Annotated in this window: 12 protein-coding genes; 4 read left to right on the forward strand and 8 right to left on the reverse strand. The window is 72.7% G+C overall.

Going from position 1 to position 17,948, the window contains the following annotated elements:
- Positions 1 to 2: 2 nt before the first annotated feature.
- Positions 3 to 989 carry a methyltransferase domain-containing protein gene (locus tag ACWFR4_RS16360; protein WP_453462346.1) on the reverse strand — a complete coding sequence of 329 codons (987 nt, stop codon included), beginning with the start codon at positions 987 to 989 and terminating at the stop codon, positions 3 to 5.
- A 259-nt stretch (positions 990 to 1,248) separates the two neighbouring features.
- Here ACWFR4_RS16360 and ACWFR4_RS16365 point away from each other — a divergent pair, with 259 nt between their 5' ends.
- The 4 genes from ACWFR4_RS16365 to ACWFR4_RS16380 all read left to right on the forward strand — a co-directional run bounded on the left by ACWFR4_RS16365 (position 1,249) and on the right by ACWFR4_RS16380 (position 8,966).
- On the forward strand, positions 1,249 to 1,653 hold the full coding sequence (locus tag ACWFR4_RS16365) for a globin (RefSeq protein WP_453462349.1): 405 nt from the start codon (positions 1,249 to 1,251) through the stop codon (positions 1,651 to 1,653).
- Positions 1,654 to 1,779: 126 nt separating this feature from the next.
- A complete protein-coding gene (locus ACWFR4_RS16370; RefSeq protein ID WP_453652987.1) occupies positions 1,780 to 5,139 on the forward strand; it encodes an FtsX-like permease family protein in 3,360 nt (1,119 codons plus the stop codon).
- A gap of 1 nt (position 5,140) precedes the next feature.
- Positions 5,141 to 7,918: an FtsX-like permease family protein gene (locus tag ACWFR4_RS16375; RefSeq protein ID WP_453652989.1), complete on the forward strand. Its 2,778-nt coding sequence runs from the start codon at positions 5,141 to 5,143 to the stop codon at positions 7,916 to 7,918.
- Positions 7,919 to 8,009: 91 nt separating this feature from the next.
- Positions 8,010 to 8,966, forward strand: coding sequence for an ABC transporter ATP-binding protein (locus ACWFR4_RS16380; RefSeq protein WP_405481137.1), 957 nt, complete (start codon positions 8,010 to 8,012; stop codon positions 8,964 to 8,966).
- A gap of 35 nt (positions 8,967 to 9,001) precedes the next feature.
- Here ACWFR4_RS16380 and ACWFR4_RS16385 read toward each other — a convergent pair whose 3' ends face one another.
- The 7 genes from ACWFR4_RS16385 to ACWFR4_RS16415 form a co-directional block, all read right to left on the reverse strand.
- On the reverse strand, positions 9,002 to 9,676 hold the full coding sequence (locus tag ACWFR4_RS16385) for a hypothetical protein (protein ID WP_453462359.1): 675 nt from the start codon (positions 9,674 to 9,676) through the stop codon (positions 9,002 to 9,004).
- Positions 9,673 to 10,113: an acyl-CoA thioesterase gene (locus tag ACWFR4_RS16390; protein ID WP_453462420.1), complete on the reverse strand. Its 441-nt coding sequence runs from the start codon at positions 10,111 to 10,113 to the stop codon at positions 9,673 to 9,675. The genes ACWFR4_RS16385 and ACWFR4_RS16390 overlap by 4 nt, the downstream gene beginning before the upstream one ends.
- Positions 10,113 to 11,777, reverse strand: coding sequence for an energy-dependent translational throttle protein EttA (gene ettA / locus ACWFR4_RS16395; protein ID WP_453462361.1), 1,665 nt, complete (start codon positions 11,775 to 11,777; stop codon positions 10,113 to 10,115). The genes ACWFR4_RS16390 and ettA overlap by 1 nt, the downstream gene beginning before the upstream one ends.
- 179 nt (positions 11,778 to 11,956) lie before the next feature.
- Positions 11,957 to 13,372, reverse strand: a complete 1,416-nt coding sequence (locus ACWFR4_RS16400) for a Cys-Gln thioester bond-forming surface protein (protein WP_453652991.1) — start codon at positions 13,370 to 13,372, stop codon at positions 11,957 to 11,959.
- Between the two features lie 322 nt (positions 13,373 to 13,694).
- Positions 13,695 to 14,174, reverse strand: coding sequence for a single-stranded DNA-binding protein (locus ACWFR4_RS16405; protein ID WP_453652993.1), 480 nt, complete (start codon positions 14,172 to 14,174; stop codon positions 13,695 to 13,697).
- A gap of 219 nt (positions 14,175 to 14,393) precedes the next feature.
- On the reverse strand, positions 14,394 to 16,181 hold the full coding sequence (locus ACWFR4_RS16410; RefSeq protein WP_453652995.1) for a GTPase: 1,788 nt from the start codon (positions 16,179 to 16,181) through the stop codon (positions 14,394 to 14,396).
- Positions 16,178 to 17,833 (reverse strand): dynamin family protein, encoded by a 1,656-nt coding sequence (locus tag ACWFR4_RS16415; RefSeq protein WP_453652997.1) that lies wholly within the window; start codon positions 17,831 to 17,833, stop codon positions 16,178 to 16,180. The genes ACWFR4_RS16410 and ACWFR4_RS16415 overlap by 4 nt, the downstream gene beginning before the upstream one ends.
- Positions 17,834 to 17,948 lie beyond the last annotated feature (115 nt).

Raw genomic sequence — 17,948 nt, forward strand, 5'->3', positions numbered from 1 at the left:
CCCTACATCCGGTCGGGACGCAGGGACCAGGCGTACGGCCCTTCGGGGTCGTCCAGCCAGGCCCACTCGCGCTCGCCGCGGACCGTGATGCCGAACCGTTCCCGCACGGGCCGTCCCTCCCGCTCCCACAGGGCGAGGGCCTCGTGCGGGTCGAGCCGGCCCGCGGTCAGCGAGAGCAGGAACCGGAAGAGGTCGTCGGCGAGCACCCTGCGGGGCAGCCCGCCGATGTGCTGCACCGGTTCCTCGCCCTGCGTCCCGCCGCGCAGGGGCACGAAGTAGGCGGGCGTGTGCAGGAAGCGGCCCTCGGCGAGACCGGCCTCGCGCACCGTGAGCAGGATCAGGCCGGTCGCGAGGGGCGCCAGGATGCGCGCCCCGGGCCGGCACTGCGCGGGCCAGGCACTGGGTACGGCACGTAGCGCGCAGGTCGCGATGATCCGGTCGTACGGGGCGTGTTCGGGGCAGCCGGCCGCGCCGTCGCCCGTGACGACATGGGGCCGGAAGCCCGCCGCGGCGAGGTGCCGGCGCGCGGACTCGGTGATCTCCGGGTCCAGGTCGACGGTGGTGACGTTCTCGTCGCCGACGCGTCGGGCGAGCAGCGCGGCGTTGTACCCGGTGCCCGCGCCGATCTCCAGGACGCGGTGCCCCTCGCGTACGTCCAGCTCGACGAGCATCCGTGCCATCAGGGACGGCTGGCTGCTGGACGACACCAGCTCACCGTCGCGCACCCGGGTGGCGAGCGGCTCGTCGGCGTAGGCGCCGCGCAGCCAGCGCTCCCGCTCCAGCGGGTCGGGGTCCTCGCGCCACAGCCGCCGGTAGCCGGTCGGCGCCGGAAGGTAGTAGTAGGGCACGAACACATGGCGCGGGACCTGCTCGAACACCTCGCGCCAGGCCGGGTCGCCGTCGAAGGCCCCGCTCACGGCGATCTCCCGCACGAGCGCGGCCCGTGCCGCGTCGGCTCCCGCATCCGGGTCCGTGCCCTGTGCGCCCATGCGTCCACTGTGCTGTGCCGGGGGCGTAAGAGCGAGCCCCCGTCCGGGGTGTAGTCGGGTGCGGGGAGGACCGGTCCTGGGGTCTTTCGTTCGGATCAGGCGAGCCCGGCAAGATCCGAACGAGAGGCCCTAGGCCTCAAGCCCTCGTCCCGGTCGTCTGAGACGATGGACACGTGCTGCATTTCCCGGGGGACGACCCCGGACCCCCGGCCGGAAAGGCATCGGGGTGACCCGAGCGAGAGTTGTGAGGCCCACCGACGTGACCGAGATTCCGCGCGGCACGCTTCAGGAGCAGACCTTCTACGAGCAGGTCGGCGGCGAGGAGACCTTCCGGCGCCTGGTCCACCGCTTCTACGAGGGGGTCGCCCAGGACCCGCTGCTGCGGCCGATGTACCCGGAGGAGGATCTGGGTCCGGCCGAGGAGCGCCTCACGCTGTTCCTGATGCAGTACTGGGGCGGTCCCCGCACCTACAGCGACAACCGGGGCCACCCTCGCCTGCGGATGCGGCACGCGCCGTTCGCCGTGGACCGGGCGGCGCACGACGCGTGGCTGCGGCACATGCGGACCGCGGTCGACGAGCTCGGCCTGCCCGAGGAGCACGAGCACACGCTCTGGAACTACCTGACGTACGCTGCGGCTTCGATGGTGAACACGGAGGGCTGAGACGCCGTTATCCGGCGCACCGCCCCCGCTATCCGGTGCAGACCCCTTCCCCAACTCCGTTCGCTCTGAAAGCATCCGGACAGACTTTCGGGGGATGTACGACGTAGAGCGGGTACGGGGGCAGGGGTGTCAGGATTTGTTCTCCTTCGGGTGCGCGCGCACCGGTTGCTCCTGACGGCTGCGCTTCTCGCGGTCCTGCTGACGACCTCGGTCCTCGCGATGCTCAGCGCCTTCTCGGGCGCGATCGGTGACGCCGCCCTGCGCAACAGCCTGCGCACCCGCGACGCCGCGACCACGGCGCTGACGGTCAAGGCCGATGTGCCGACCGAGGGCCGCGAGGCGGCGGACGCAGCGGTCCGGTCCGGGGCGCGGATCACCTTCGACGGTCTGCCGGTGCGGGTGCAGACGCTGATGAGGTCGGGCCCGTACGCGCTGCCGCGCTCCCTCCAGCCGCCCGCCGCGCGCTCCGGGAACCCCGACCTGACGCAGTTCGCGGCGCTGGAGCGCGGCGAGGTCCGCATCACGAAGGGCCGCGGCCCCAAGGCGGCACAAGGATCCAAGGCATCAAAGGGATCGAAGGCGCCCGTCGAGGCGGCGCTCCCCGAGACCGCCGCCCGGCAGCTGAAGCTGCGCCCCGGCGACAAGCTCACCCTGAAGGACCGCATCGGCGGCCCCACGGTGTCGGTCGTGCTCACCGGCGTGTACCGGCCCGTCCGGCCGACCGCCCCCTACTGGAAGCTCGACGACCTCGGCGGCCGCGGCATCCAGAAGATCTCCTTCACGACGTACGGGCCGCTGTTCGCCGCCCCCTCCGACCTCGCGGCCGGCCGGGTCTCCGCCGGGAAGTCGGCCTGGCTGGCGTCCGCGGACTTCTCGTCGGTGACGACGTCGGACATCGACACGCTGCGCACCAGCGCCCTAGAAGGCACCAGGGCGCTCCTGCACGAGAAGGCGCTCGCGGGCACGACCGGGGTGACCACCTCGCTGCCGGAGACCCTCGACCGGGCGGAGCGCGCCCTGCTCGTCTCCCGCTCCACCCTCCTCATCGTCGCGCTCCAGCTCGTCCTGCTCGCCACATACACGCTGCTGCTGGTCGCCCGGCTGCTGAGCACGGACCGGGCGGGCGAGACGTGGATGCTGCGGGCGCGCGGCGGTTCGCGGGCCCGGGTGACCTCGCTCGCTGCGATCGAGGCGGTGCTGCTCGCGCTGCCCGCCGCCGTGTGCGCGCCGCTCCTCGCGGGCCCGCTGACCCGGCTGCTGTCCTCCTGGGGTGCCCTGTCGCGGATCGGGCTGCGGCTCGACGTGAACGCCGACCGCGGGGTGTGGCTCGTCGCCGTGGCGGTCGCGGTGGGCTGCGCGCTCGCCGTGACGGTGCCCTCGCTGAGCGCCGCCGGTCCCGAGCGCGGCCGGGCCAGGGCCTTGCCCGCCCCGCTGCGGGCGGGCGCCGACGTCGGGCTCCTGGTCATCGCGGCCGTGGCGTACTGGCAGCTGGACCGGCAGACGTCCGGTTCGGGCACGCTCAGCAGCAACGCCTCGGGCACCCTCGGCATCGACCCGCTCCTCGTCACGGCCCCCGCCCTGGCCCTGCTCGCCGGTACGGTCCTGACGCTGCGGCTGCTGCCGCCCGCCGCGAAGCTCGCGGAGCGACGCGCGGCCGGTGGGCGCGGGCTGCCGTCGGCGCTCGCGGGCTGGCAGCTCAGCCGCCGCCCGCTGCGTGGCGCGGGCCCCGTCCTGCTCCTCGTACTCGCCGTCGCCATGGGCATGTTGGCAATCGGGCAGGGCGCGTCCTGGAACCGCTCGCAGGAGGACCAGGCGGACTTCCGGGCGGGCGCCTCCATCCGTGTCCTCGCGCCGGGCGGCGGGCTCGGCCAGGCCGGGGTCTACGCGGCGGCTCCCGGCGTACGGGACGCGGCTCCCGCCCTCCGCGCGCCGATTCCCCTGACCGGAAGCCGCGAGGCGACGCTCCTCGCCCTCGACACGGCGCACGCCACGGACCACTTGATGCTGCGGGACGACATGTCGTCGAAGTCCCCGTCGTGGCTGCTGTCGTCGCTGCGCACCGGCGGCGACGGCCGCTCGCCCGGCGTCGTGCTGCCCGCCGACGCGGCCGGCGCCTCCCTCACGCTGCGCCTGAGCGCGCCCGCCCGTCCGCACGACGCCTCACCGTCCGATGTGCGGGGCGCCGTCACCGCGACCGTCGAGGACCGCTACGGAACCCCGTACCAGGTGTTCCTGGACGACCTGCCCGCCGACGGGCGCGCGCACCGGCTCGCCCTGGACCTCGGCGGGAGCGGCGGCTCCTCCCTCGACCGGGCGGCGACCCCGCTGACCCTGACCGGACTGGCCCTCGACATCAACCAGTCCGTCACCGAGACGGTGAAGCACCGCCTGACGTTCGAGGGGCTGCGGTCCGTGAACGCGGCGGGGGCGCAGCAGTCACTGAAGCTGGGCACGCGGTGGCAGGCGTCCGTGCGGGGTGGCGCGGAAGGAAACGGTGACACCCGGCCCGACGCCCCGGTGGTCGAGCGTCCGTCGGGCGGCCATGTGTCCGTCGGGTTCGACACCGGGCAGCTCGATCCGGCGACCATCCCGTTCGGGCAGCCGCCCAGCATGAGCGTCCGGCTCACCGCGAAGCGTCCTCCGGTCAAGGAGGTCACCGCCGTGGCCACGGACCGCTTCCTGAGCTCGTCCGGCGCCGAGGTCGGGTCCATCGTCGCCGTGCCCGTCGACGGCTCGCCCGTCAAGGTGCGGATCTCCGCGAGCGTGCGCGCCCTGCCGACCACAGGACCCGAGGCCGGGGCCGACACCACGACCGGCACGGCCACCGGCCCCAGGTCCGCCGACGGGGGCGCCCTGTTGCTCGATCTGCCCACCTTGAACCGGGCGCTCGCCGACCGGCACAAGGAGACCGTCCTGCCCGACGAGTGGTGGCTGAGCACCGAGCCCGGCCGCAGTGCCGAGGCCGCCGCCGCGCTGCGCGCCCGCCCCGACGCCGACCCGGCGCAGGTCGTGGTGCGGTCCGAGATCGCGGAGTCGCTGCGCGACGACCCGCTCGGCGCGGGACCGCAGTCTGCGCTCGCCGCGGCCGCCGTCGCCGCCGCTCTCCTCGCCGCGGTCGGGTTCGCCGTGAACACGGCGGGCTCGATGCGCGAGCGCGGCGACGAGTTCGCGATCCTGCGGGCGCTCGGCGCGCCCCGGCGCCAGCTCGCGCGTCTCGTCGCCGCCGAGCAGGGCATCCTGGTCGCGCTCGCCCTCCTGGTGGGGCTGGCCCTGGGCTCGTTCCTCACGAGAGCCGTCGTGCCGCTCGTCGTCCTGACCGGGCAGGCCACCCAGCCGATGCCCCGGGTCCTGGTCGAACTGCCTTGGGGGCAGGTCCTGTTGCTCCTCGCGGGCGTCGCGGTGACGCCCGTCCTGATCACCGCGGGCATCGCCCTGCGCCGGCCGCCGGACGCCGCCATCACACTGCGCCGCCAGGGGAGTGAGTGACATGACGCCACCGACCGTCGCCCCCTGGGTGCGCACCCGTCTGCGCACCGCACCCGGCGCCGCCTGCGCGCTCGCCCTCCTGGTGGCCCTCACGTCGTGCCTGGCCGCCGTGTTCCCGCGCGCCGTCCAGGACTACGAGGACGCGGGCCTGCGCCACGCGGTCTCGTCCGCGGTACCCCAGCGCACCGTCCTCCAGCTCACCACCTCGGAGCCCGGCATCGAACAGGAGCCGGGCGCGCGGGACGAGATGATGCGCACCGAGTCCATGAGCGCCGCGTACGAGGCGATCGTGGGCTCCCTGCACGCGCCGCTCGCCGTGGACAAGGCGCAGTCCTCGTACGGGCTGCGCACCACAGTGCAGCTCGCGGCGACCACCGACAAGTGGCTGCCGCAGCCCGACGGGCTGGCCGCCGAGTTCACGCTCTCCGCGCAGAGCGGCCTCGCCCGGCACAGCACGGTCACAGCCGGGCGGCTGCCGCGCGTGACGGGCAAGGTCACCTTGGAGACGACCGAGGTGGAGGGCGCCGTGACGGCCTCGACCGCCGAGGCGCTGCACATCGAGCCCGGTTCGGTGGTCCATGTACCCGCCCTGATCAAGGGCTACGTGTCCGTGCACATCACCGGTGTCCTGAAGGCGAAGGACCCCAGAGCCTCGTACTGGGCGGCCTCTCCGCTCCTCGCCGCCCCGTCGCTGCGCCAGACCGAGACGAGACCTCCGTCGAATTTCTGGGTCGGCGGGATCCTCCTCGCGCCCGACGCGGCGCCCGCGCTGCTCAACACGGCCGGCGAACCGGAGCAGTTCTGGCAGCTCGCGCCCGACCTGGGTTCCCTCGACGCGCGCACCATGCCCGCCCTCAAGTCCGCTCTCGCCTACACGAAGGACGGCCCGGGTCTCCTCGCGGTGCGCCGGGCCACGAGCGGCGACACCGAGGTCGCCACCGGCCTCGACGAGTTCATCACCGGCTACCAGGAACTGCGGTCCCGTATCGGCCCGGTCGTCTCCGTCGCCGCGTACGGCACGGGCACGGTCGCCTGCATCGTGCTCCTGATGGCAGGCGGCCTGGCCGCCGAGCGGCGCCGAGCCGAGTTCACCGTCCTGCGCTCGCGGGGCGGTTCGGTGCGCGGGCTCACCGGGCGGCTGCTCGCCGAGACGGCGGTCGTGGCCGTGCCCGCGGGCGCTGCCGGACTCACGCTCGCGCTGGTCGCGGTCCGGCACGGCCGCTGGCAGCCCGCCGTGCTCGCGGCCGCCGCGGTCGTCCTGCTCACCTGCCTCGCTCTGCCCCTGCGGGCCGCCGCCGCGCACCGCCGCGTCCACGTGGGCGGCGCGCGCGACGACCTCGCCCACGCCCGCCCCTCGCGCCGCCGCACCGTCGCCGAACTCACCCTGCTCGTTCTTGCGGTCGCGTCCATCGTGGCGCTGCGCCGCCGGGGCACGTCCGACGGCGGGGACGGCCTCGTCTCGCTCGCGCCGGTCCTGGTCGGTGTCGTCGCCGCGTTCGTCCTCGTTCGCGTGTATCCGCTGCCGCTGCGCTGGCTGGCCCGCCCCGCGGGGCGGCTGCGCGGCGTCGTCGGCTATCTGTCGCTCGCGAGGACGGGCCGCGCGACGGCCGGTGCCGGTACGGCGGTACTCCCCCTGCTCGCGCTGCTCACGGCGCTGACGACGGCCGCGTTCGGCGGTTCGGTCCTCGCGGGGATCGACCACGAGCGGGACCGGGCGGCGGTTCTCGCGACCGGCGCGGACGCCCGCGTCGAGTCCGGCTCCGCGCTGCCCGCCGCGCTCGCCGGGCAGGTCAGGAAGATGCCCGGGGTGCGGGACGTTTCGCCGCTGACGCTGCGGTACGACGCCGAGCCGAAGGACGGCAGGCGCAAGGTGCCGCTCGCGGTCGTGGACACGCCGTCGTACGCGCGCCTGGCCGCCCGTACGGACCTCGGGGAGTTCCCCGCCGGCGCGCTGACGACGGACGCCGCGAAGACCGGCACCGCCGCCTCCCCGCTCCCCGTGCTGGCCTCCCCCTCGATGCGGGACGTCTTCGGGACCGGGCCGTTCTCGCTGTGGATGGACGGCGAGGACATCGTGCTGCGCATCTCCGAGGTCCGTACGACCACGCCCGCCCTGTCCGACGACTTCCTCGTGGTCGACAGGACGGCCCTGGCCCGCCGGGTCGGCATCGGGCAGAAGGCCAACGAGGACATCGCGTCCCGCTACCTCCCCAGCTCCCTCCTCGTCACCGGCGACCACATCGACGGGCCCGCCCTGCGCAAGGCCGCGGGCTCCAAGGTGTCGGTGCGGCTGCGCGCCACCGAACGCGCCCGGTACGTCGACTCGCCCCTCCAGACCGGCGCCGCCCGCGTCTACTCGGCGGCCGTCGTCATCGGCGGGGGGTACGCGGCCCTCACCCTGCTCCTCGCGCTTGCACGCGCCGCCCCCGAACGCACCGCGCTCCTCGCGCGCCTGCGCACCATGGGCCTCACCCGGCGCCAGGCCCGCCGCCTCCTCATCCTCGAAGCGCTCCCCCAGGCCGCGCTCGCCGCGGCAGGCGGCGCCCTCACGGGGTGGGCGGCGATCCGGCTCCTCTCGCCGGGCCTCGACCTGACGGGTCTGGCCCTGGCCACGGCCGGTGACGGGGGCCCGGTGGCGCAGCTGCGCACCGACGCCCTGTCGCTCCTGCTGCCCGCACTGTGCGTCGTCCTGCTCGCCACGGCCGTGGCAGCCGGTCAGGCCTGGTGGACCGGACGGCGGGGTTTCGTGCGGGAATTGAGAGCGGGGGAAGCGTCATGAACCGATCGGGACAGCAGGCGTACGACGTCACCACAGCGGCAGGATCGGCAACGTCAGCGGCGAGGGCCGAAGGGACACCGGGAGAGACATCATGACCACCACCGACCCCACTCTCGCCGATCTCGAACGGCGTGCCGCGGACCGCCGCGAGCAGCCCGCGTACGGCCATGACGCCCTGATCACCTGCGACCGGCTGGTGCGGATCTTCTCCACGGACGGCGTCGAGGTGCAGGCGCTCCAGGGGCTCGATCTCCTGGTGCGCGAGGGCGAGTTGATGGCCCTGGTCGGCGCGTCCGGCAGCGGCAAGTCGACGCTGATGAACATCCTCGCGGGGCTCGACGAGCCGACTGCGGGAGCGGCGAAGGTCGCGGGCTGCGACCTGCTCACGATGGGCGCGAAGGAACGCCTTCGCTACCGCAGGGACATCGTCGGCTTCGTCTGGCAGCAGACGGCCCGCAATCTGCTCCCCTACCTGACGGCAGCTCAGAACGTGGCGTTGCCCATGCAGTTGAGGGGCGGCACCAAGCGCTCGCACAAGTCCCGGCGGGCCGTGGAGCTCCTCGATCTGCTGGGGGTCGGCGACTGCCGCGACCGGCGTCCGCAGGCGCTGTCGGGCGGCCAGCAGCAGCGTGTCGCCATCGCGGTGGCGCTCGCCAACGAGCCGTCGGTCCTGCTCGCCGACGAGCCGACCGGCGAACTGGACTCCCACACGGGCGAGCAGATCTTCGCCGCGTTCCGCACGGCGAACGAGGAGCTGGGCACGACCATCGTGATCGTCACGCACGACCAGACCGTCGCCTCCGAGGTCCGCCGCACGGTCGCCATCCGCGACGGCCGCACCTCGACGGAGGTCCTGCGCCGCACGGAGGTCGACGCGGCGACGGGCCAGGAGTCCCTGATCTCACGGGAGTACGCGATGCTCGACCGCGCGGGCCGGCTCCAGCTCCCCGCGGACCACACGCGGGCACTGGGAATGCGGGACAGGGTGCTCCTGGAGCTGGAGGAGGACCACATCGGGGTGTGGCCGGACGACACCGAGCCGGGCTGATCCCTGCCCGGCAAGAGGGTGTCCGGTGCCGTCGGTCAGGCAGGCGTCACGGAGAGGCCGGAGAGCCCGTTGCTGCGTCGCAGCGCCACGGAGCCGTAGGCCGTGCGCAGCCGTAGCCACGAACCGCTGCTCAGGAGGTCGAGCGCGTCCCCGCGCAGGAAGCCGAGCGACTGGGCCGCGTGGACGGCGCGCACCGGAACTCCGGTGTCGCCGATGGTCCGCGACCAGATCTCGCGCCCGATCCGGTCCAGTTCGGCGCGGGTGCGCGCGTCGGGAGCCAACTCCTCGACACGCGCCTTGAATTCGGCGACAGCGGCCCGTACGAGCCCGCGCACGACATCCACGTCAGGGAAGCCGGGAACCAGCTCCCAGCCGCCACGAGGGGGCAGGACACCGGCCCACGGAGGCCCGGTCACCGCGGCGGGCACACCCGCGGTCCCGGCGGCCTCGTCGATCGACTCGAGCAGCTCACCGGCCGACACGGTCACGTCGAGCGAGCTGTCCAGCCCGTACTCGTACGGCTTCAGGAGGCGGGCCGTGCGGATCGCGAGCACCTCGAACGACGGCGGCCGCCCGAAGACGGCCAGCGCCTGTCCGCCCGCCTGGAGCCGCACGGCGGCGGCCCGGTCGTAGTGCACCAGCCGGCCGAGGAAGGCGGCGAGGTCCGCCCCTTCCCCGGCGTCGGCGAAGTGCAGCACGGGTGCCGTCATGCGGCCAGCGCCTCCGAGCCGCTGTCGGCGCTGTCGTCCATGTACTCCTGGAGGTACGCCTTCTCCTCGGCGGTGATCCGCCGGGGCCGCTGCGCCTCCAGGTTGAACGGCACGACCACGGTCGAGGCCCGCACGTAGACCTGGTCCTCGTCCTTGATCTCGTACGCGATCGTGAGCGACGCGGCGCCGATCTTCGTCACCCACGACTCGATGGTGACCGGCGTGTGCCGGTGCACCAGCGGGCGCACGTAGTCGATCTCATGGCGGGCCACGACGGACCCGCCGGAGAACGACGGCGACCCGTCCCCGGGCGCCAGCTGGAACATGAAGTCGATCCGCGCTTCTTCCAAGTACCGCACGAAGACAGCGTTGTTGACATGCCCGAAGGCATCCATGTCCGACCAGCGCAGGGGGCAGGCGTAGATATGACGCACGATCAGCCTCGCGTCAGCTTCTTGTACGTGGCACGGTGCGGACGCGCGGCGTCCGCGCCGAGGCGCTCGATCTTGTTCTTCTCGTACGACTCGAAGTTGCCCTCGAACCAGTACCACTTGGAGTCACCCTCGTAGGCGAGGATGTGCGTGGCGACCCGGTCCAGGAACCAGCGGTCGTGGGAGATGACCACGGCCGCACCCGGGAACTCGAGCAGCGCGTTCTCCAGCGACGACAGGGTCTCGACGTCGAGGTCGTTCGTCGGCTCGTCGAGGAGCAGCAGGTTGCCGCCCTCCTTGAGCGTCAGGGCGAGGTTGAGGCGGTTGCGCTCACCACCGGACAGGACGCCGGCCGGCTTCTGCTGGTCCGGGCCCTTGAAGCCGAAGGCGCTGACGTACGCGCGCGACGGCATCTCGACCTGGCCGACGTTGATGTAGTCGAGCTCGTCCGACACGACGGCCCAGAGGGTCTTCTTCGCGTCGATGTTGGCGCGGCTCTGGTCGACGTAGGAGATCTTGACCGTGTCGCCGACCTTGATCGAGCCGTTGTCCGGCGTCTCGAGGCCCTGGATCATCTTGAACAGCGTGGTCTTGCCCGCGCCGTTCGGACCGATGACGCCGACGATGCCGTTGCGCGGCAGCGTGAACGACAGGTCGTCGATGAGGACCTTGTCGCCGAAGGCCTTGGAGAGGTTCTGGACCTCGACGACGATGCTGCCCAGGCGCGGGCCCGGCGGGATCTGGATCTCCTCGAAGTCCAGCTTCCGCATCTTGTCCGCCTCGGCGGCCATCTCCTCGTAACGGGCGAGACGGGCCTTGGACTTGGTCTGGCGCCCCTTGGCGTTGGACCGCACCCACTCGAGCTCTTCCTTGAGCCGCTTGGCGCGCTTCTCGTCCTTGCGGCCCTCGACCTTGAGGCGCGTGGCCTTCTTGTCGAGGTACGTCGAGTAGTTGCCCTCGTAGGGGAGCGCGCGACCGCGGTCCAGCTCGAGGATCCACTCGGCGACGTTGTTCAGGAAGTAGCGGTCGTGGGTCACGGCGACCACGGCGCCCGCGTACTTCGAGAGGTGCTGCTCCAGCCAGTTCACCGACTCGGCGTCCAGGTGGTTGGTGGGCTCGTCGAGGAGCAGCAGGTCGGGGGCCTCGATGAGGAGCTTGCACAGCGCCACACGGCGCTTCTCGCCACCGGAGAGGTTGTTGACGGACCAGTCGCCGGGCGGGCAGCCCAGGGCGTCCATGGCCTGCTCGAGCTGCGCGTCCAGGTCCCACGCGTTGGAGTGGTCCAGGTCCTCCTGGAGCTTGCCCATCTCATCGAGGAGGGCGTCCGAGTAGTCGGTCGCCATGAGCTCCGCGACCTCGTTGAAGCGGTTGAGCTTCTTCATGGTGTCGGCGGCGCCGTCCTGCACGTTCTCCAGGACCGTCTTCGACTCGTCGAGCTGGGGCTCCTGCATGAGGATGCCGACGCTGAACCCGGGCGAGAGGTAGGCCTCGCCGTTCGACGGCTGCTCGAGGCCCGCCATGATCTTGAGCACCGTGGACTTACCGGCACCGTTGGGACCCACGACACCGATCTTCGCGCCGGGCAGGAAATTCAGGGTGACGTCATCCAGAATCACCTTGTCGCCGTGCGCCTTGCGCGTCTTGCGCATGGTGTAGATGAACTCAGCCAAGAGAAACCGTCCGGCAATCGATGTGTGGGCAGATACACCCCATCTTGCCTGACGTCCATCCCCGGATGGAAACCGCGTGGCGTGCGTCACTCTTGGTGACGCTCTGGGTGCGGCCGGGAACGCATACGGCCCCGGCCGCCGTGGAGGCGGGCCGGGACCGAGGTCAGGCGTGGTGGGGGTCAGTCCTGGGTCGGGGTCTTCTTCTTACGGACCAGGAAGACCGCGCCGCCGCCGATCACCACGAGGGCGATGGCGATGCCCGCGATCAGCGGGGTGGCGTTCGAGCCGCCGGTCTCGGCGAGGTCGCCGGCCTGGGTGCCGGTGCCGCCCACGGAGGCCGGGCTGGGCTGCGACGACGGCTGCTCACTGCCGCCCGTGGTGCTCTCGGTCTTGCAGTCGAGGACGCCCTTGAAGCGCTTCTCGAAGCCGTTCGGACCCTTGATCGTGAAGTCGTACGCCTGGTCCTCCTGCAACGGGATCGTCACCGTCTGCGAGGCACCGGCCGCGATGGTGTGCTCGAGGCCCATCAGCTTGAAGGTGAACGCCTCGTCACCCTTGTTGGTCGCCGTGATGTCCACGCCGCCCTTGGCGCAGTTCTTCTGGGCCGACAGCGCGGGGGCCGCGCCCTTCTTCGCCCAGTTCGCCGTGGCGGTCGCGGAGACCGTGGACTCGCTGGAACCGGCGAGGATCTGCGTCTGACTGCGGGTCTCGGAGGCGAAGGCCCGGCCGACCGGCACGGTCGTCGACGCCTGCACCGTCAGCGCGGCCGTGCCGTCGGCGGCGTCCGCGGGGACGTCGAAGAACAGCTGCCCGCCGTCGACGGCGGACGTCACGGGCTTGCCGCCCTTGTCGACGACCTTGACCCCGCTGGCGGCCGCGTCGGCGGGCGGCGTCACGCTCACGCTGTCGGCGTTCGTACGGACCGTGACCGGGCCGAGCCGGTCGCCGGCGCGGCCGGAGACGGCGGAGGGCTCCAGGTTCAGCGAGGCCTTCGGCTCGGCGAGGGGCTGGGCGCTCTTCTGCAGGTAGTCGGCGAGCTTCTCGGCCGCGGGGCTGACCGCGTCCACGTCCGCGCCGTCCGAGTAGCGCCAGATGGCGACCTGGGTGCCGGCCGCGGCGTCCTTCTCGGTGAGGCTGCCGGCGCCGGCCTTGCGGGCCAGCTCGGCGAGGTCGTTGACCTGGGGGTAGGAGTTCTGCAGGATCCAGCGGATCTTGCCCGCGTCCGCGTTCCCGTTCAGCGACGTGCCGCTCCAGGGGGTCTCCTGGTACTTGGCGTCCCGCTGGGTCGGGTTGTGGATGTCGATGCAGTACGTCTGCAGCGTGCCGCCGTTGTCGACGGACATCTCGAAGAGTCCGGCGGAGACGGGCTTGTCCTGGCCGTGGTCGTGGATGACGGCCTGACCGTAGGTCTTGAGTCCGCCGATCGTGGCGGTCGCGCCGCCCTGCTGCTGAGGGACCTCGTCCGCAGAGGCCGCACCAGCACCGGATATCGCGGCGGTGGCCACGAGTCCGGACACCAGGGCAGCCGCGGCGAGACGGGCGGCGCCCCGCCCGCGTGGGGTGACCGCCGACAACACAGATACCGCAGAGAACACAGAATTCCCCTTCAGGCGGGAGACATTGGCACGAGGGGGGTGACGTCCCGCCGACAGAACGACGTGTGAATCAGACGCTTGAGCAGACGTCCGAATCATTGGCCCCGTGGGCTACGCCCGGCATCTTAAGGAAGCCGCGCACCACAGTCCCCAGGTCAGAGGGGCACGAGAGCGATCCGACTCGGAATCGTTATCGCCGCTAATGATTACGACCCTGGCTTATCGACAAATCAACGGCATGGAACCGGTGTTCATTCACAGATAAGCCGCACTTCGGGCCGCATTCACAACGCGCCTCGGTTCGAGGGTTCAGCGGTCCGATTCAGCCGACGGCGGCCGGTTCTCGCTGTTCGCTCTGTTCACCCTGCTCCTCGGGTTCGCCCTTCCCTTGCGGATCGATCTCGAACGACGGCTCGTCGCCCTCCTGTTGGCGTTCCGGCTGACCCTGCCGGGCCCGCCGGAACGCGGTCGTCCCGCGCGACAGGTCGTGCCCGACGGTCGACGCCTGGATGTCTGCCGACGTCCAGTGCTGCCCGCCCCGCTCCTCGTCCCGCACCCTCAACCTCCCCTGGACGAGCACTGGTTCACCGATGGACAGCGAGCCCTGCACATTCGTGCCGAGCGCGCCCCACGCCCACACCGTGAAGAAGTTCGTGTGCCCGTCCACCCACTCGTTGCGCACCCGGTCGAAGCGCCGGGCCGTCGCAGCGAGCCGGAACCGCGCCACCGGCCCCTTCGGCAGCTCCCGGTACACCGGCGTCGTCGCGACGTTCCCCACGACCGTCACCGTCGTCTCGCTCATGTCGGTCCACCCCTTCCCTGCGCACGGACGCGTGCGGGCCCGTCCCGCACGGCCTCGTCCGTACCGCGTTCCCGGTAGGTTCCGGGTTCCGCGATCTCAGAGTGCCTGTGCCGGGACGAGCCCGCTGAAGCCTGTGTTCTACCGGCCGGTTGTGGAAAACCCCGTCACCCGGCCGGGGCCAGATGGGGGCCGCGCCTCATCCCGCCCGGAGGCCGCGCCTCACCCCGTCACCTTCACGTACTGCTCCCTGACCTCCCGGTACCGCAGCAGCTCGGCGGCCACCGGATCGAGGACGCGAGCCCGGCCGCACCCCGCCGCGGCCTCCCGCAGGCGCCGTTCCGCGTCGAGCCCGTAGCGCCGCGCCGGCCCCTTCGCCGCCATCCGGCACGACCACTCCACGCACGGTCCGCCGACGATGCCGCACAGCATCAGCAGCACCGGCACCCCGAGGTTCGGGTCGAGGACGCCGATGATCTGTCCCAACAGCCACAGTCCGCCGATGACCTGAACGATCGTCATGGAGATCTGGGCGAGGACCGCGACCGGCCACCAGCCGGGCCTCGGCAGCCGAGGCGGCGGCGACCCCGCCGAGACCGCCAGGTCGTCGAGCGCCTCCGGGAGCCCCTCGGCTCCCCGCGTCGCCGCCTCCCGCACCGCCTGCCCCCAGGGCCCCGGCAGTCCCGCCGACGCCCTCTCGCCCACGATGCGCACCGCGTGCTCCACGCACTGGCGCGCCGTCGCCTCTTCGTCGGAGGGGGCGGGCCTGACCGTCAGCGTGGGGCTCGGGGTGCGCCGGCCCTCGTACCAGCGCCAGAGCCGCAGCCAGGGGGTGCCGCACGCCCTGTTGGCGTTGCGGCACCAGGCGCGCTCGGCCGCCTGCCCCGCGGCCTCGGCGCCCACGGCGTCGGCGAGCCGGTCGGTGAACTCCTCACGGGCGTCCTCGCTGAGCCCGCTCTTGCGCCCGGTCGCGTAGACGGGCCGCAGCCGCAGCGCCACCGCGTCGATGTCGGCCGTGATCCGGCGGACGGCGGCGCCTTGCTCCCGAGTGAACTGGTCCAGGGATTCGCGCAGTTCATCGACACCGTCACCGGTGAGCGCGGACAGGGAGAGCACGGTCGCGCCCGGTTCGCCGTGCTCGCCGAGCGCGATCCCGTCCTCGTCGAGGAGGCGCCGCAGATCGTCGAGTACGAGGTCGGCGGCCTCGCCGGGCAGCCGGTCCACCTGGTTGAGGACGACGAAGGTGACCTCCGCGTGGCCGGCCAGCGGCCGCAGATAGCGCTCGTGCAGCATCGCGTCGGCGTACTTCTCGGGGTCGACCACCCAGATGACGGCGTCGACGAGCTCGAGGATCCGGTCGACCTGCCGGCGGTGTGCGACGGCCGCCGAGTCGTGGTCGGGCAGATCCACCAGGACGAGCCCCTTGAGCTGCGCGTCCGCGCCCTGGGGGCCCTGGAGCGGGCGGCGGCGCAGCCGGCCGGGGATCCCGAGCCGGTCGAGGAGCCCCGCGGCGCCGTCCGTCCAGCTGCATGCGATGGGCGCGGAGGTGGTGGGCCTGCGCAGTCCCGTCTCTGACAGGGGCACGCCCGCGAGGGCGTTGAAGAGCGTCGACTTGCCGCTGCCGGTGGCGCCCGCGATGGCGACGACGGTGTGCCGGTCGGAGAGCCGGCGCCGGGCGGCCGCCTGGTCGAGTACGTGGCCCGCCTCGGCGAGGGCCGCGCCGTCGACGCGAGCCCGGGAGAGACCGACGAGTTCGCGCAGCGCGTCGAGGCGCGCGACGAGTTCCGCGTCGGCGCCGTGCAACTCGTCCTCGTGGGCGTACTGACCGGGTACGGCCTCCACGTCGAAGACGCCGGAGTCCACGACGCGCCGGGCGATGAGCCCGTCGTCCCAGGCGCCGCCGGAGCCGTCCGCGGCGCCCCCGGGCGGACCCACCCGCCCGGCCGGTTCCGTCCCATCGGCGTGCTCGGCGTGATCGGTGTGGGCCTTGACGGCGGTCACCGCGGTCACCTCTCCTTCTGCAGTACGGACAGCGCGGCGATCAGTTCGGCCTGGGCCTCGGGGTGTACGTCGAGTGCGTCGAGCGGCGCGAGCCTGCGTTCGCGCTCCACGGCGAGCACCTTGTCCAGGTAGTCGGTGAGCAGCCGCCCGCCCCGGTCGCGCAGGCGCAGGGCTCCTTGGGCGCCGATGCGTTCGGCGAGGCTCTCGCCCGCGCTGCGGGCGCGGTTCCCGCCGAGGAGGGCGGTGGCGAGGAGGGCGGCGACGAGTTCGGTGTCGGGCGGCGGGGTGGTGGTGTCCAGCGTGCGTACCTGTTCCTCCGCGTACTCCTCGAGCATGCGGCGCCAGCGGCGTACGGCCATGCCGATGCGGTGTTCCGCGGTCTCCAGGTCGGGGTCACGGGCGGCGAGTCCGTCCGCCGCGCCCGCGGGGTCGCGGTGCCAGGCCTCGTCGATGCGTTCGTCGGCGGCGGTGACGGCGCACAGGAGGAGCGCGCCGAGGCTCTCGGTGAGCGCGTCGAGGAGTTCGGCGGGCGCGCAGTCGAGGGGGTAGCTGCGCCACCGCTTGAGGGCGTCCCCGGCGAGCACGCCGCCGCTCTGGAGCCGGGTGCGCACGCGCGCGTCCTCCCTCGCGTACGCCTCGTCGACGGTGGCGGTGAGGCGCAGGGCGGCGGCGTACTGGGAGGCGACGGCGCCGGCGAGTCCGGGGGTGCGGACCCGGAGGGAGTCGATGACGCCGTTGGCGGTGCGGGCGATGGCCGTGCAGCGGGCGGTGGGTTCCTGCACGCGGTGGGTGAGCCAGGCGCGCAGGGGGGCGACGGCGGAGGCCGGCAGGAGGCCGCCGCCGCCGGTGGACTCGGGCAGTTCGGGGACGGTGAAGCGCGGTACGTCGCCGAGTCCGGCCTTGGCGAGCAGGGCCCCGTACTGGCGGGAGACCTCGGCGACCATCTGGTGGGGCACGCGGTCGAGGACGGTGACGAGGGTCGCGTTGTTCTCCTTGGCGCTGCGCAGCAGGTGCCAGGGCACGGCGTCGGCGTAGCGGGAGGCGGTGGTGACCATGATCCAGACGTCGGCGGCGCTGATGAGCTGGGCGGCGAGTACGCGGTTGTGGGCGACGAGGGAGTCGACGTCGGGCGCGTCGAGGAGGGCGAGCCCGCGGGGCAGGTTGCCGGAAGTCTCGACGCGCAGGACGTCTCCGCCGTCGTCGGCGGGGGCGGAGGCGCCGAGCTCGGTGTCGTCGGGCAGCCGCGGCGTCCATACGCGGGTGAGGTCGGGCAGGACGCGGGCCCCGGAGAACCAGCGGTGGTCCTCCGGGTGGCAGACGAGTACGGGGGTGCGGGTCGTGGGCCGCAGCACCCCGGCCTCGCTGACCTTCCGCCCGACGAGGGAATTGACGAGGGTCGACTTCCCGGCGCCGGTCGACCCGCCGATCACGGCGAGCAAGGGGGCTTCGGGGTCTCGCAGCCGGGGCACGAGATAGTCGTCGAGCTGCGCGAGGAGCTCCGCCCGGTTGGCACGCGCACGCGGCGCCCCCGGGAGAGGGAGGGGAAAGCGCGCGGCGGCGACACGGTCGCGCAGCGCGGAGAGTGCGTCGAGCAGCTGAGGCCGTACGTCCAAGGTCACCACATGCGAAGAATGCCCAATTTTGGCGGCTTTCTGAAGCATATGGACGTCTCTGCGCGCCGATGCGGCCCATCCGGTCCATGGGACGGAAGGGACGACTGGGGCGCAGGCATAACGAGTGCACAACACCCGGGGCGTGAGACGCCAAAAGCGGTGC

This window comes from Streptomyces sp. NPDC055140 (assembly GCF_053607285.1).

What these genes read in the sequence shown, in the direction of transcription:
- ACWFR4_RS16360 (WP_453462346.1), bottom strand. Translation starts at nt 989, where the DNA reads ATGGGCGCACAGGGCACGGACCCGGATGCGGGAGCCGACGCGGCACGG.
- ACWFR4_RS16375 (WP_453652989.1), top strand. Translation starts at nt 5,141, where the DNA reads ATGACGCCACCGACCGTCGCCCCCTGGGTGCGCACCCGTCTGCGCACC.
- ACWFR4_RS16380 (WP_405481137.1), top strand. Translation starts at nt 8,010, where the DNA reads ATGACCACCACCGACCCCACTCTCGCCGATCTCGAACGGCGTGCCGCG.
- ACWFR4_RS16385 (WP_453462359.1), bottom strand. Translation starts at nt 9,676, where the DNA reads ATGACGGCACCCGTGCTGCACTTCGCCGACGCCGGGGAAGGGGCGGAC.
- ACWFR4_RS16405 (WP_453652993.1), bottom strand. Translation starts at nt 14,174, where the DNA reads ATGAGCGAGACGACGGTGACGGTCGTGGGGAACGTCGCGACGACGCCG.
- ACWFR4_RS16415 (WP_453652997.1), bottom strand. Translation starts at nt 17,833, where the DNA reads ATGCTTCAGAAAGCCGCCAAAATTGGGCATTCTTCGCATGTGGTGACC.